The organism is Nocardioides sp. NPDC101246, assembly GCF_044767415.1.
GTDB lineage: Bacteria > Actinomycetota > Actinomycetes > Propionibacteriales > Nocardioidaceae > Nocardioides.
Genome location: NZ_JBIWNX010000005.1, coordinates 39,543 through 54,071 on the forward strand (window position 1 = coordinate 39,543; position 14,529 = coordinate 54,071).

General features: G+C 70.1%; 14 protein-coding genes. 5 read left to right on the plus strand and 9 right to left on the minus strand.

The features are described from left to right. Positions 1 to 16: 16 nt before the first annotated feature. From ACIRON_RS10270 to ACIRON_RS10280, 3 genes are all read right to left on the minus strand, one after another. Positions 17 to 892, minus strand: a complete 876-nt coding sequence (locus ACIRON_RS10270; protein WP_402992227.1) for an RNA polymerase sigma-70 factor — start codon at positions 890 to 892, stop codon at positions 17 to 19. A gap of 138 nt (positions 893 to 1,030) precedes the next feature. Continuing rightward, positions 1,031 to 2,761, minus strand: coding sequence for an L-aspartate oxidase (locus ACIRON_RS10275; protein ID WP_402992228.1), 1,731 nt, complete (start codon positions 2,759 to 2,761; stop codon positions 1,031 to 1,033). A 103-nt stretch (positions 2,762 to 2,864) separates the two neighbouring features. Beyond that, the gene (locus ACIRON_RS10280) at positions 2,865 to 4,367 is read right to left on the minus strand and encodes an MFS transporter (protein WP_402992229.1); all 1,503 of its coding nucleotides are present in this window, start codon (positions 4,365 to 4,367) and stop codon (positions 2,865 to 2,867) included. 160 nt (positions 4,368 to 4,527) lie between these two features. On the opposite strand from ACIRON_RS10280, the gene ACIRON_RS10285 reads away from it, so the two are divergent. Next, entirely contained in the window at positions 4,528 to 5,271 is a 744-nt protein-coding gene (locus tag ACIRON_RS10285) for an SDR family oxidoreductase (RefSeq protein ID WP_402992230.1), read from the plus strand. Between the two features lie 80 nt (positions 5,272 to 5,351). Here ACIRON_RS10285 and ACIRON_RS10290 read toward each other — a convergent pair whose 3' ends face one another. Both ACIRON_RS10290 and ACIRON_RS10295 read right to left on the minus strand, forming a co-directional pair. After that, a complete protein-coding gene (locus ACIRON_RS10290; RefSeq protein WP_402992231.1) occupies positions 5,352 to 6,533 on the minus strand; it encodes a CaiB/BaiF CoA transferase family protein in 1,182 nt (393 codons plus the stop codon). Between the two features lie 5 nt (positions 6,534 to 6,538). Next, positions 6,539 to 7,867 (minus strand): SLC13 family permease, encoded by a 1,329-nt coding sequence (locus tag ACIRON_RS10295; protein WP_378864485.1) that lies wholly within the window; start codon positions 7,865 to 7,867, stop codon positions 6,539 to 6,541. Between the two features lie 110 nt (positions 7,868 to 7,977). On the opposite strand from ACIRON_RS10295, the gene ACIRON_RS10300 reads away from it, so the two are divergent. Next, positions 7,978 to 8,679, plus strand: a complete 702-nt coding sequence (locus ACIRON_RS10300) for a FadR/GntR family transcriptional regulator (protein ID WP_402992232.1) — start codon at positions 7,978 to 7,980, stop codon at positions 8,677 to 8,679. Then, the gene (locus ACIRON_RS10305; RefSeq protein ID WP_402992233.1) at positions 8,676 to 9,437 is read left to right on the plus strand and encodes a sulfite exporter TauE/SafE family protein; all 762 of its coding nucleotides are present in this window, start codon (positions 8,676 to 8,678) and stop codon (positions 9,435 to 9,437) included. The genes ACIRON_RS10300 and ACIRON_RS10305 overlap by 4 nt, the downstream gene beginning before the upstream one ends. Before the next feature lie 12 nt (positions 9,438 to 9,449). On the opposite strand, the gene ACIRON_RS10310 is transcribed toward ACIRON_RS10305, so the two are convergent. Both ACIRON_RS10310 and ACIRON_RS10315 read right to left on the minus strand, forming a co-directional pair. Further along, positions 9,450 to 9,725: a DUF4873 domain-containing protein gene (locus ACIRON_RS10310; RefSeq protein WP_402992234.1), complete on the minus strand. Its 276-nt coding sequence runs from the start codon at positions 9,723 to 9,725 to the stop codon at positions 9,450 to 9,452. Positions 9,726 to 9,804: 79 nt separating this feature from the next. Beyond that, complete coding sequence (locus tag ACIRON_RS10315) at positions 9,805 to 10,485, minus strand: TetR/AcrR family transcriptional regulator (protein WP_402992235.1); 681 nt, start codon at positions 10,483 to 10,485, stop codon at positions 9,805 to 9,807. Between the two features lie 55 nt (positions 10,486 to 10,540). On the opposite strand from ACIRON_RS10315, the gene ACIRON_RS10320 reads away from it, so the two are divergent. Next, the gene (locus ACIRON_RS10320; protein WP_402992236.1) at positions 10,541 to 11,428 is read left to right on the plus strand and encodes a diiron oxygenase; all 888 of its coding nucleotides are present in this window, start codon (positions 10,541 to 10,543) and stop codon (positions 11,426 to 11,428) included. Between the two features lie 30 nt (positions 11,429 to 11,458). Here ACIRON_RS10320 and ACIRON_RS10325 read toward each other — a convergent pair whose 3' ends face one another. Continuing rightward, positions 11,459 to 12,451 carry a DUF389 domain-containing protein gene (locus ACIRON_RS10325; protein ID WP_402992237.1) on the minus strand — a complete coding sequence of 331 codons (993 nt, stop codon included), beginning with the start codon at positions 12,449 to 12,451 and terminating at the stop codon, positions 11,459 to 11,461. 61 nt (positions 12,452 to 12,512) lie between these two features. Continuing rightward, positions 12,513 to 13,697 carry an acyl-CoA dehydrogenase family protein gene (locus tag ACIRON_RS10330; RefSeq protein WP_402992238.1) on the minus strand — a complete coding sequence of 395 codons (1,185 nt, stop codon included), beginning with the start codon at positions 13,695 to 13,697 and terminating at the stop codon, positions 12,513 to 12,515. 139 nt (positions 13,698 to 13,836) lie between these two features. On the opposite strand from ACIRON_RS10330, the gene ACIRON_RS10335 reads away from it, so the two are divergent. Next, entirely contained in the window at positions 13,837 to 14,508 is a 672-nt protein-coding gene (locus ACIRON_RS10335) for a YceI family protein (RefSeq protein ID WP_402992239.1), read from the plus strand. Positions 14,509 to 14,529 lie beyond the last annotated feature (21 nt).

The following is a 14,529-nucleotide window of genomic DNA, read 5'->3' on the forward strand; positions in this document are numbered from 1 at the left end:
CCTAGGGCCTGTCGACCTACATCGCCCGACGCAGCTTGTCCGGGACCATCTGCCACATGATCTCGTCGATCCCGTCGGGCGAGGCGGAGATCGAGAGGACCGCGGCAGGCGCACCGTCGCGACGCATGAGCAACCCCGGAAGCCCGTTGATCTGGGCCCACTCCACGGTGACCTCGGGCCACCACCGATCGGACCAGCCGGCGAGGAACCGTGCGACCCGGTCACGGCCCCGGACTGGGCGCCGGGCGGCGCTGGGCACGATCCCGGCTCCGTCGGAACGGCTGACGACGTCCTCGCTCAGCAGAGCCTCGAGGCGTTTGACCTCGCCATCGCGGGCAGCCGAGACGAAAGCGGCGAGCAGCCGGTGGTACTCCGCCATGTCGACCGGCTGCTTTCGACCGGATCCGATGTGCTTCTTCGCGCGACTGACGAGCTGGCGCGCGTTGACGACGGAGACCGAGAGGATCTCGGCGATCTTCTCGTAGGAGTAGTCGAACGCCTCCCGCAGGACGTAGGCGGCTCGCTGGTCGGGACCGAGGCTCTCCATCAGCAGGAGCGTCGCGAGCTCCAGCGCCTCGGCTCGTTCGGCGCCGAGGGTGGGGTCCTCGGTGGTGCTGACCGGCTCCGGCAGCCACGGCCCGACGTAGGTCTCGTGGCGAGCTCTGGCCGAACCGACGGAGTTGATCGCCAGCCTCGTGGTCACCGTGGTGAGGAAGGCAGCGGGGCTGCGTACGGATGCTCGATCGTGCTGCTGCCAACGCAGCCACGCCTCTTGGACGATGTCCTCGGCCTCAGCCGCACTGCCCAGGATGCGGTAGGCGACGCCGAAGAGCCTGGGCCGCGCCTGGTTGAAGGCCTCGAGAGCATCGTCCAGCTCATCGACCGGCGCCATCGCGGATCCTTTCGTCGTCAGAGTGTCAATCATGACTCACCCTGCGGTGCTGGCCGATGAGGGCACGGACCGTGTCCGTGGTCCGATCGAGATGACTGCTTCCGTCCGGAACCCGCCGATGTTGGTCACCATCCGGAGCTACTCGACGAGCTTCCCCTCAGCCGAGACCTCGCGCATGAGCGCCTCGACCTCGGCGGGGATCGGCGGGATCGCTTCGCGCGCGACGGACCCGGGACCCGACCACACGAGGTTGACGCGCAGGCTCGGGTCGAGGTCCGGGTAGTCGGAACGGTTGTGGCAGCCTCGGGTCTCCCGACGCTCGATCGCGGTCTCGATGGTCGCCCGCGCCGAGAGCAGCGCGGCCTTCAGGTCGAAGGCGTGGGCGAGGTCCTGGAACCCGGCGATGTCGGGGTGGACGCCGATATCGGCGAGCCGGGTCTCGAGCTCGTCGAGGTGCGCGAGCCCCTTGACCAGGCCGCCCTCGTCGCGCACCACCCCGGCGTGCTCGGTCATGATGTCGCGGACGGCGCGCTGCATGGCGCGTACGTTCTCGGGGCCATCCGCCGCAAGGAGCACGTCGACCTCCGCCCGGGCGGCTGCGAGCGCCTCGACGGATCGGCGCTGGGCCTGCAGGTTCGTGGAGTACTCGGCGGCCGCACGGCCGGTGATGCGTCCGAAGACGAGGAGCTCGATGAGGGAGTTCCCGCCGAGCCGGTTGGCTCCGTGAAGACCGCTGGACGCCTCGCCGATGGCGTACAGGCCGTCGACGTCGGTGCCGTGGTCCTCGGGCCGCACCCACACACCACCCATCGAGTAGTGGGCCGTCGGCGCCACCTCGATCGGGGCCTTGGTGATGTCGAGCATCTGCAGCTCCATGAGCGTCTGGTAGACGCGCGGCAGCTTCTTCATGATCGTGTCGTGCGGCAGGTGGGAGACGTCCAGCCAGACTCCGCCGTCCGGGGTGCCACGGCCCTCCTTGATCTCGGTGTAGGCGGCCAGCGCGACCCGGTCGCGCGTGGACAGCTCCATCCGATCCGCGTCATAGCGCGCCATGAACCGCTCGCCGAGCTGATTGCGCAGGATGCCTCCCTCACCACGAGCGGCCTCGGAGACCAGTGTGCCCGCGGCGTTCTCGGGCGCGATGAGCCCGGAGGGGTGGAACTGCACCAGTTCGGCGTCACGGATTCGGCAGCCTGCCTCCACGGCGAGGCGGAACGAGTCGCCGTTGTTCTCGTCTCGGCGTGACGAGGTGCGCCGCCAGATCCGGGTGTGCCCGCCCGCGGCCAGGATCACCGCGTCGGCATGGATGACGTACCTGGTCCCGTCGCCCACGTCGAACCCGTAGGCCCCGAAGACGGCGTTGTCGTGGACCAGGAGCCGGGTGATGTAGACCGAGTCGAGGATCGGCACGTCGAGCTGCTTGGCTCGGGCGACGAGCGTGCGCTGGATCTCCAGCCCGGTGTAGTCGCCGGCGTACGCGGTGCGCCGGTAGGTATGCGCTCCGAAGTAGCGCTGCGAGATCCGACCGTCCGACTCGCGGTGGAACGGCATCCCGTATCGCACCAGGTCCGCGATGCCCTCGGCAGCGCCTTCGGTGACGACGCGTACGGTCTCCGGATCGGCCAGCAGGTAGCTCTCCTGGATGGTGTCTGCGGCGTGCTGCTGCCAGGTGTCCTCGGGGTCCATCGTCGCCAGGGCGGCGTTGATACCACCGGCAGCCAGCGTGGTGTGCGCGTCCGTCTTCGGGCGCTTGCCGATCGCGAGGACATCGACGCCGCGCTCGGCGAGCTCGATGGCCGCTCGCAGACCGGCTCCCCCGGTTCCGATGACCAGCACGGAGGTGGCGACTCTGGTCTCTGGTGTGTTCACGACGGTTCCTTCTCGTGTCGGCGAGGTCGGTCACCCATGAAGACCGAACTGGGTGCCGATCCGTGACACTTTCCGCTCCGAAGTCGCCGGAGTCACACCTGACTCAGTGGTCGTGGTCGGCCGGGTGCAGCTGCGTCCCGGTGACGCCGCAGTGCACACATGTCTCGATGTGCATCCGGTGGTCCTCGGGCTCGGGTTCGGCCGCAAGCGGGCGGCGTACGAACGTCACCGCGATCGCCGCGCCGAGGACCAGGAGGCCGGCGTTGATGAGCATCGCCATGCCGTAGCCGTCGTCGAACGCGGTCGGGTCCGTGTAGTCGTCGCCCGCGATCCCGACGGCGGCCGGGATGACGGCGACGGCGAGCAGCCCGGCGGTTCGGGCGACCGCGTTGTTCACCCCCGAGGCGATGCCGGCGTGCCGGTCGTCGGCGGCGTCGAGCACGGTGGCGGTCAAAGGGGCGACGAGCAGGGTGAGCCCGGCGGCGAAGAGCAGGACGGACGGGAGCACATCGGTGGCGTACGACGCCTGCGGGCCGAGCTGCCCCATCCAGAGCACGCCGACTGCCGCGACGAGCGGGCCGAGGGTCATCGGCAGCCGCGGGCCGATGCGTTGTGCCAGCGCTCCGGCACGGGAGGAGAAGAGGAGCATCACCACGGTAAGCGGAAGCATCGCCGAACCCGCGGCGAGCGGCGACCAGCCGCTGACGATCTGGAGCTGGAGGACGAGCAGCACGAAGATCACGCCGAGCGCGGCGTAGACGAGCAGGGTCACGGCGTTGGCCGCACTGAACTGAGGGTTGCGGAAGAGCTCGAGCGGGACCAGCGGATGACTCGACCGGGCCTCGACCACGAGGAACGCGGCCAGGCACGCGATCCCGAAGACGGTTGTCGCCGCCACGGAGCCGGCGAACCCCACCTCGCCCGCCCTCGTCAACCCGAACGTGAGCGCGCCGAGCCCGACGGCCGCCAACAGGGTGCCGCTCACGTCGATCCGGCCGGTTGCGTCCGGGTCACGGCTCTCGGGTACGTAGCGCAGGGCGGTGATGACGATGAGAACCGAGACCGGGACGTTGACGATGAAGACGAGCCGCCAGTCGAGCTCGACCAGCCAGCCGCCGATGAGCGGACCGACCGCGGCAGCGACGCCGCTCAGACCCGACCAGGCGCCCACCGCGGCCGCCCGGTCGTCGGCATGGAACGACGCGGCGATGATCGCCAGGCTCCCTGGGGTCAGCAGCGCGCCGCCGATCCCCTGGAGCCCGCGCGCCGCGATCAGCAGCTCGATGTCGGGGGCGAGCCCGCACAACAGCGAGGCGACGGCGAACCAGACGACACCGATGAGGAACACCCGACGCCGGCCGAAGCGGTCGCCGAGCGAGCCGCCGAGAAGGATGAGAGCAGCCAGGCTCAGCGTGTAGGCGTTGACCGTCCACTGCAGGCCGGCGAAGCCCGTATCGAGGTCCTCCCCGATCCGTCCGAGCGCGACGTTGACGACCGTCGCATCGAGCATCGCCAGGCCGGAGCCCAGCACTGTGGTCGCCAACACCCAGCGGCCGCGCGGGGTGCCCAGCCGAAGCGCCGCGCCGTCGGGCGGGATGCTGGTCATGATCGTGCTCCTTCCCTTCCGAAGGTGAAGGCAGGTGCCAGCAGTATCACAGTCAACCGCGTTGTCTGCTCGCGTTGAGGTCTCGCTGTCACATTCCGGCGACCGACCCGGTCAGTGTGTCGACGGACATCAAACTTCGACTACAGGAAACGGGATCAACATGAGGATCATCGTGATCGGCGGCACGGGCATGATCGGGTCCAAGGTGGTGGCAGACCTCACCGAGCGGGGACACGAGGCAGTGGCGGCCTCGCCGAACACCGGCGTCAACACCATCACCGGCGAAGGGCTCGCCGAGGCGTTCGAGGGTGCCGACGTGGTGCTCGACGTGACCAACTCGCCCTCATGGGAGCCACAGGCTGTCATGGACTTCTTCGTCAGCTCGACGACGAACCAGCTCGCGGCCGAGAAGGAGGCGGGGGTGGGCCACCACGTGGCCCTGTCCATCGTCGGTGCAGATCGGGAGCAGGACAGCGCCTACATGCGGGCGAAGGTCGCCCAGGAGAAGGTGATCACCGACTCCGGCCAGCCCTACACGATCGTGCGCTCGACCCAGTTCCACGAGTTCGTTCGCGCGATCGTCGAGCAGGGGGTGGACGGCGACGTCATCCGGCTGACCGACTCGCTGTTCCAGCCGATCGCGGCCGACGACGTCGCCGCGTTCGTGACCGACGCGACCCTGGAGCCCGCGGCCAACGGGATCGTGGAGATCGGCGGACCGGACTCGATCCCGCTCGCCGACCTCGGGCGCCGAGCGCTGGACCACGAAGGCGACTCCCGCGCGATCGTCGCCGATGCCAACGCCCTGTACTACGGCGCGCGCGTCGCCGAGGACTCCCTCACCACCGGACCGGACGCCCGGATCGGCAAGGTCAGCTACGACGCCTGGCTCGCCGATTCCTGACCTGCACCTAGGACGCAGAACCACGACGGTCCGGCCCTGGCCAGCGAGAATGCTGAAAAGGGCCGGACTGCCACGGCGTTCTACTCGGTCTCGTCGAGGTGCTCCCCCGCCCACGTACGCAGCAGCCGGCCGTGCTGGTCGAGGGTGGGTGGCGCGGCGTGGTCGGTGGGGGTCACCTCAGCGCCGTCGGTGAAGAACCGCAGCGGCGGCCCGGGGAGGGTCAGGTGGCCAAGGGTGGAGTGGTCGACGTCGATCAGCAGACCCTGGCTGGCGGTCTGCTCCCAGGCGTAGACCTCGTCCAGGGAGCGCACCTTGCCGGCCGGGACGCCGGCCTCGGCGAGCTTGGCGAGCAGGTCCTCGGCCGGCCAGGGCGCGAAGAGCGCCTCGACGAGCTCGACGACCTTCTCCCGGTTGGCCGCCCGCTCGGGGTTGGTCGCCATCCCCTCGAGGTCCGGCGAGATGTCGAAGGCGGTGCAGAACCTCCGCCACAGCCCCTCGCTCCCGACCGCGATCTGCACGGTCCCGTCGGCGCAGCGGAACAGGCCGTACGGAGAGATGCTCGGGTGATGGTTGCCCTGCGCTCGCCCGACCTCGCCGGCCACGGTCCATCGGGTGCCCTGGAAGCCGTGGACGCCGACGACGGCGGAGAGCAACGAGGTGCGTACGACGGTGCCGCGGCCGGTGCGGTCGCGCTCGTGAAGAGCGGCGAGCACACCGTAGGCGCCGTACATCCCGGCCAGCAGGTCGGCGATGGGGGTGCCGACCCGCTGGGGGTCTCCGGGCCCCGATCCGGTGAGCGACATCAGTCCGGCCTCGCCCTGGGCGATCTGGTCGTAGCCGGAGCGGCCGCCCTCGGGGCCGTCGTGGCCGAACCCGGTGATCGAGAGCACGACGAGACGCGGGTTGCGGGCCTGGAGGTCGTCGATGCCGAGCCCGAGCCGGTCCAGGACGCCGGTGCGGAAGTTCTCGACGAGCACGTCGGCCCGGTCGACCAGGCGCAGCAGTACGTCCTTGTCGTCGGTGTCCTTGAGGTCGAGGGTGATCGACTCCTTGTTGCGGTTGGCGGAGAGGAAGTACGTCGCCTCCCGCTGCCCCGCCTCCCCCACGAACGGCGGGCCCCAGCCGCGGGTGTCGTCGCCGTGCCCCGGCGCCTCCACCTTGATCACGCGGGCGCCGAGGTCGCCCATCATCATCGCGGCGTGCGGCCCGGCCAGGGCGCGGGAGAGGTCGAGGACGACGACGTCGTCGAGTGGTCCACGCATGCGCGTCACCAGCCCGGGAGGACCATGGTGGCCCAGACCAGGAGGGGACCGACGAGCACCACGATGACGCTGTAGCCGAGGATCTGCTTGTAGTAGCGCTCCTCGGTGATGGTGTCGGGCCGGTTGGCCAGCATCAGCGCGCCGTTGGTGGAGAACGGGCTCACGTCGACGATGGTCGAGGAGATCGCCAGCGCGGCCACGAACATGGCGGCGGAGATCCCGCCCTCGGCGATCAGCGGGACCGAGATCGGGATGATGATCGGAAGCAGCGCCGTCGAGGAGGCGAACGCGGAGACGACCGCGCCGACGTAGCAGAGGACGAGGGCGCCGATCGCCGCGACGCCCAGGCCGGCCGCCCAGCTGCCCACGAACTCCGGCGATCCGGCCGTGTTCAGGATCGTGGCGTACGTCGAGACGCCGGCGACCAGCAGCACCGTCGGCCAGGCGATCTGACGGATGGCGTCCTTGTGCTGGCTCGGCGAGAGCGCCGCGAGGACGGTCGCCGCGGTGATCGAGGCGAAGCCGATGTTCTTGTCGAAGAACAGGGCGACGGCGGCGACGATCACGAAGGCGGCCAGGGTCAGGACCTGCTCGGTGCGGATGCCGGGCTTGGTCCCGGTCGGGGCGACGGTGCCGTAGCCGCGGGCCGGGACGGTCACGCCGCCCTCGTTCAGGTCGCTCGGTACGCCGGCGGCGGCCCTGGCCGCCTCGTCGGGGTCGAGCCGCATGCTCATCAACGATCGTCCGCCGAGGGCGAAGAACAGGATGGTCGCCATGATCAGGTTGACCACCAGGCTGGCCAGGAAGATCGTCATCTCACTGGCGGGGAGGCCGTTGTCGACCATGACCGAGTTGGTGATCGTGCCGTAGATGCTGATCGGCGAGAAGCCACCGCCCTGAGCACCGTGCACGACGAACATGCCCATCATCAGCGGGTTGATCTTGTAGCGGCCCGCGAACCCGAGCGCCACCGGTCCGATGATCGCGCAGGCCGCCGGGCTGGCGGCTCCCATGGCGGTCAGCAGCGCGGTCACGCCGAACATCACCCACGGGATCAGGGCGACCCTGCCGCCCACCGCGCGTACGGCACTGCTGACGATCAGATCGACCGTGCCGTTGTTCCTCGCGATCGCGAACAGATAGGTCACCCCTATCAGCGTCAGGATCAGGTCGGCGCTGACTCCGGCCAGGATCTCCTTCTCGTCGAGGTTCAGCGCGAACATCCCGACAAGCCACGCGGCGACGTACGCAAGCGCTCCCATGTTGATCGGCAGCAACGTGCCTGCCACGAACAAGGCGACCAGCGCGATGATCGCCACCCATTCCGGTCCCATCGGACTTCCTTTCTGTCTGGCCCCCGCCTGGCACCGGTGTGACTCACATCACCAACGGCTCAGTGGCCTAGCCAATAGGACAATGGGGCGAACGTCAATACCCTGTAGCCATGAGTGAGTCCGCGCGCTTTCCACGTCCACTGCAGCGAACCCGCCTGTACGAGCAGGTCGCGGAGCAGATCACGGCCTGGATCTCGGAGAACGACCTGAAGTCCGGAGACCGCCTCCCGCCGGAGAGACAGCTCGCGACCAGCCTCGGCGTGAGCCGAGCGACCCTCAGCCAGGCCCTGGTCGCGCTCGAGGTGATCGGCGTCGTCGCGGTTCGCCACGGCGACGGCACGGTGCTGACCGACAAGCCGAGGGTCGAGCGCATCACCGATGCGATCCGGGCGCACGCGGAGCGGATCCCGGACGTCATCGAGGCGCGTGACGCACTGGAGACCAAGCTCGCCGCGCTCGCGGCGCAGCGGCGTACGCAGGAGGACCTGGACCACATCGACGCGGCCCTGAAGTCGATGGACGAGGACATCGCGGGCGGCGGGCGCGGCGTCCACGGCGACGAGCTGTTCCACCGGGCGGTGACCCAGGCCGCCCACTCTCCCCTGCTCGAACAGATGATGTCCGAGATCAGCGAGCTGATCCGCGAGACCCGCATCGAGTCGCTCTCCCAGCCCGACCGCCCCCGGACCTCGCTCGCGGGCCATCAGAAGATCGCCGACGCGATCGCCGCCGGCGATGCCGAACGTGCCGCCGCCGCCATGCACGGCCACGTCATGCTGGTCAGCGACGTCGCTCTTCTCCGCGGCGAATGACGGCGCTCGACCAGCTCGTCGTGCTCGCCGCGGGCCTGGGTGCGGGCATCCTCACCTCCACCGTCGGCGTCGCCTCGCTGCTCAGCTTCCCCGTCCTGGTCGCGGTCGGTCTCCCGCCGGTCGTGGCCAACACGTCCAACACGGTCGGGATGACGCCGGCCGGGCTCAGCGGCTCCTTCGGCTACCGGCGCGAGCTGGCCGAGCATCCGGGCGTGACCGCCGCCGTCCTGCTCACCGCGGGCGGCGGCAGCATCGTCGGGTCGTTGCTGCTGCTGTGGTTGCCGGGATCGGTCTTCGAGGCGGTCGTGCCGTGGCTGATCCTGGGCACCTGCGTACTCGTGGGCGTGCAGCCACGACTGAGCCGCTTCGTCCGCCAGCACTCCCGCAGCGACGGGCCGCGGATGCGGGTCTCCCCCGTCACCGGGGTGTTCGCCACGATCACCGGCGCCTACGGCGGCTACTTCGGTGCCGGCTCCGGGGTGATGATGATGGCCGTGCTCGGGCTCGGGACCGATCTGGAGTTCCGTACGGTCAACGCGCTCAAGACGTTCGCGGTGATGGCCTCGAACGTGGTCGCGACCCTGATCTTCCTGGCCATCGCCGACCTCGACTGGCGCGCCATCGGCCTGCTCGCCGCAGGATCGGTCGTCGGCGGGTACGTCGGTTCGCACATCGGCCGCCGGCTGCCGGCCACGGTGCTGCGCTCGTTGATCGTCGTCGTCGGGATCGGGGCCGCGACGCTCATGCTCGTGCGCTGAGGCACCTCGGCGTCAGAACGGCGGCTTTCCCGTCCCGGCGATGCGGAAGCGTCCCCAGGGGTCGATGTCGGAGAGCCGTCCCTCGGCCTCGCCGTGGTCGGTGTGGACCGTGACGCTCTGGCCGTTGCGTACGCCTTCGAGGGCTGCGCCGACGCGGCCGTACCAGTGGAAGTGGCCGTCGATCGGCTGGAAGACGCCGCGCAGCGCGACGTCGACCTCCCAGGTGCCGTGCTCGGACTCGAGACGGGCAGGGCCGTCGTAGAGGTGCTGGGGCTGATGCTCGCTCATCGGGCCACCTCCGTAGCGCAAGCGCCAGAGTACGGACGCGGCCCGATGAAAGATTCTTTGGTCGCTTGCTGGCGCTCGCTCATCGGGGGCTCTTTCGCAGCGGGGTGACGATCTCGGGTCGGTCGAGGGCGCTCAGGTCGACGCCGTACTCGGCGGTGGTGCCCTCCAGCGCGTGCCAGACGAACTCGCTGAGATAGCGGGTGAACGCCGCGCGGGACATGGTGCGCCGCTCGAGCCACCACTGGCCGGCGGACTCACCGATCCCGACGAGGCTGTGCGCCCACGGCTCGGCGCCGGCGGCGTCGACACCGAGGCGGCCGAAGGCGTCGCCGAGCAGTCGCGCGAAGGTGGCCGCGATGAGCTGCTTGCCGTCGGCGAGCGGGTCGGTGCCGCCGGTGTGCTGGCGCACCAGGAGCAGGTAGACGTTCGGGTGCTCGGCGATGGTCTCGACGTACGCCGCGACCCCGGCCCCGACCCGCTCACGGGTCGGGGCGGGCGCGAGCACGGCATCGACGACCGCATCGAGGATCTGCCGAGCAGCCCACATCCCCACCGCGGCGTGCAGCTCGGCCTTGTCGGCGAAGTAGCGGTAGAGCACCGGTTTGCTGACACCGGCCTCCGCGGCGATGTCGGCGATCGACACCTCCGCCCCGGCCGAGTCGACGGCGCGTACGGCTGCCGCCACCAGCTCCGCCCGCCTGGTCTCGCGGTGGGCGTCCCAGCGCGAGGAGCGACCGTCGTCCTTGACCTTCCGTGTCATGTCCTGCACTCTAGCAACTACCTGTAACTCTTGGTAACACCTAGTTGGGAGAATCATGACCCTCGCCGACCCGACCTCCGACCGGCTCCTGCGCTCCACCGCGCGTCAGTCCTACGACCCGGAGGTCGACCTCGACTGGGACGCCGCGCCCGTCGAGGGACTGTGGTGGATGCAGCCCGAGCGCGTCTCCCTCTACGGCACCCCGACCTGGGACCGGCTCAGCCAGGAGCAGCAGATCGAGCTCTCTCGCCACGAGGTGGCCAGCATCATGAGCGTCGGCCTGTGGTTCGAGGTGCTGCTGATGCAGCTGCTGCTCCGGGAGGTCTACGGGGCGGACCCGCGCACGGCTCGGACGCAGTACGCGCTGACCGAGATCGGCGACGAGACCCGGCACTCGGTGATGTTCGGCCGGGCGATCGCGGCGATGGGGGCACCGGCGTACGGACCCCGGCCCGCCGTCCTGCGCATCGGGAAGTTCGCTCCGCTGCTGCACGGACCCAGCGTCTTCTCCGCGACCCTCGTCGGCGAGGAGCCGCTGGACCGGTGGCAGCGCGAGCTGATGAAGGACGAGCGCTGCCAGCCGCTGACCCGGATGGCCTCCCGCATCCACGTCACCGAGGAGGCTCGCCACGTCACCTTCGCCCGCGAGGAGCTCGCCGCGGCGATGTCGCAGAAGATGGGCCGTACGCAGCTCCGGCTGCACCAGAACCTCACCGCCCGCTCGGCCTACGTGATGGCGCGCTCGCTGGTCCACCCGGACTGCTACGCGGCCGTCGGCCTCGACCCGATGGCGGCCCGCCGCGAGGCGCTCGGCAACGAGCACTACCGCGCGACCCTGGCCTGGATGGGCGAGAAGATGATGCCGTACCTCACCGAGCACGGGCTGGTCTCGGAGAAGGATCGCAAGCTGTGGCGGGCATCCTTCCTGGTCCCGCGCGACTGACGGCTGGTAGCTGAGATCGGCCGGCGTCGGTCAGGCGCCATCCAGGGTCTCGGACCCGCCGACGAGGAGGGTCAGCTCGACCTCGACGTCGGAGAGGCCCTCGGCGTCGAAAGCCTCCCGCAGCTCACCGCCGTCGGGCTCCGGTGGGGTGCCGATCACCACGACGTGGAGCGAGCTCCCCCGGAGGAACACGTCGGACACCTGCCAGCCCTTGGCCTCCGCCCAGGAGGCGGCGACGGGTTTGGCCTGACTGACCAGACGCTGCTCCTGCAGCACGTGGATGCTGCCGGCGGCCAGCGGGACGGTGACCAGGACGAGCGAGGCGGCGACGGCGACCAGGGAACGTCCGCGGAGCCGCCCGACGCGGATGCCGGCGTCCGGGGCCACGTGACGGATACGTGCCGCGAGCATCACGACGGTACCGGTGGCGATGATCGCGGCCACGTTGGTGCCGAAGAGGAGCAGTGCGCCGGCTGCCTCGCCGGCCGCGCCGGACTCGAGGGTGAGGCCCACGACAGCGAGCGGCGGGACCAGCGAGATGGCGATGGCCACGCCGGGGAGGGTGTCGGAGACGTCGGGCCGGACGAGCGCGAACGCTCCGACCATACCGGTGGCCACGGCGGCGAGAAGATCGATCAGCCGTGGGCTCACCCGGCCCGCGACCTGGCTGTTGGTGGCGGCGACGACGTCGGTCTGCACGGTCAGTCCGATCACGAATCCGATGAGGACGACCGCGATCGCGGCACCGACCACCAGCGCGATGTTCGTCGCCAGCTGGCGCCGGTCGGCGAGGACGAGCGCCAACGCCGTGCCGAGGATCGGCGTCATCAGCGGAGCCACGATCATGGCCCCGATGACGGTCGCGGTGGAGTCGGCGACCACGCCCGCCGTGGCGATGACGCCGGCGAGCACGAGCAGCACCCAGAAGGCGGTGAGGTTGCGCCGCCGGTCGCCCAACGTCAGGAAGAGGCGTTCGGCGATGCGTGTGACGTCGGCCGCCGTGACGGCCAGAGCTCCTGCCATGTAGGAAGGATCCGTCGTGCACAGCCGCGACGACTCCCCCGGAGCAGGTGAGCATCGAGCCTCAGCGGAAGGCGGACTCCCCCGTGAGCGCCTGACCGATGATGAGCTGGTGGACCTCGCTGGTGCCCTCGTAGGTGAGCACCGACTCGAGGTTGTTGGCGTGGCGCAGGATCGGGTACTCGAGGGTGACGCCGGCGGCAGCCAGGATGGTGCGGCACTCGCGGGCGATGGCGATGGCCTCGCGGACGTTGTTGAGCTTGCCCAGCGAGATCTGCTCCGAGCGGAGGGTGCCCTCGTCCTTCAGGCGGCCCAGGTGCAGCGCGAGGAGCATCGCCTTGCCGAGCTCCAGGCTCATGTCGGCGAGCTTCGTCTGGGTGATCTGGTAGCCGGCCAGCGGCTTGTCGTAGATCTCGCGGGAGGCGGCGTACGCGATGGCTGCCTCGAGGCAGTCGCGGGCCGCGCCCACTGCGCCGAAGACGATGCCGAAGCGCGCCTCGTTCAGGCACGACAGCGGACCCTTCAAGCCCCTGACCTCGGGGAACGCGGCAGAGTCCGGGAGACGCACGTCGTCGAGGACGATCTCGCCGGTCACCGAGGCCCGCAGCGACAGCTTCTGCTTGATCACCGGGGCGGAGAAGCCCGGGGTGTCGGTGGGGACCACGAAGCCGCGGATGCCCTTGCCGTCGGGCGCCTCGTCGGTCTGCGCCCAGACCACCGCGACGTCGGCGACGGGGGCGTTGGTGATCCACATCTTGGTGCCGGACAGGATCCAGTCGCCCGAGGCGTCCCGGCGCGCCCGCGTCCGCATCCCGGCCGGGTTGGAGCCGAAGTCGGGCTCGGTGAGGCCGAAGCAGCCGATCGCCTCGCCGGCCGCCATGCGCGGCAGCCACTCCTGCTTCTGCTCCTCGCTGCCCCACTTCCAGATCGCGAACATCGCCAGCGAACCCTGCACGGAGACCAGCGAGCGGATCCCGGAGTCGGCCGCCTCGAGCTCCAGACAGGCCAGGCCGTACGCCGTGGCGCTGGTGCCCGCGCAGCCATAGCCCTCCAGGTGCATCCCGAGGACGCCCAGCCTGCCGAGCTCAGGGGCCAGCTCCTTGACCGGGACCGAGCCCGCCTCGAACCAGTCGGCGAGGTGCGGCTTGATCTCCTTCTCCGCGAAGGATCTCACCGTGTCGCGGATCGCGCGGTCCTCATCGCCGATGAGTGCCTCGGTGCCGAAGAGCTCGAGCGGGGTCTGGGGCATGGGGTCTCCTTGGGGTCGAGAGAGGGCGCTGCCGATTGTGTCACCCGTCACTGGAAGTCGTTTGAACCGTTCGGCGCAGCGCTCCGTAGTAGGGGGTGAAGGCCGGCATCGGGTCGGCCTCCAGGCGAGAGGAAACGGCGTGCGGACACGTACGAAAGCAGCAGTCGGGATCGGTGCGGCAGTGGTCGTGGTCGGAGGCGTCGCGGTGATCTTCGGGCCCGGTTGGTACGCGGACCGGGCCGAGGACGCGGCTGCGGACGAGCCCAGCCTCAGCGCGTCGGCCGCGCCCGCCGACGGCGCGGACAGCAGCGGCACCTGGACCGTCTCGGACGGCTCCTTCGCCGGCTACCGCGTCGACGAGGTGCTGCGGGGCGAGGACGTCACCGTCACCGGCCGCACCGAGGACGTGACCGGCGAGGTCACCATCGCCGACGCCGAGGTCACCGAGGCGAGCATCGAGGTCGAGGTCGCGACGATCGCCACCGACTCCGGCAACCGCGACGGCTACTTCCGCGAGAACGCGATCCAGGCGGATCAGTTCCCGACGGCCACCTTCGAGCTGACCGAGCCCGCAGCACTCGAGGAGGGCGCGACCGAGGTCCAGCTCGTCGGTGACCTCACCGTGCGTGGCGAGACGAAGTCGGTGACCGTGGACGCCGAGGTCGGCGGTGACGGCGCCAGCGCCCTGCAGGTCGTCGGGAGCGTGCCGATCACGTTCGCCGACTTCGGTGTCGAGGCGCCGAACCTGGGCTTCGTGAGCGTCGAGGACACCGGCAGCATCGAGTTCTCGCTCGACCTGGCCAAGGGCTGATCCGGGGCTCTGGGATCCTGG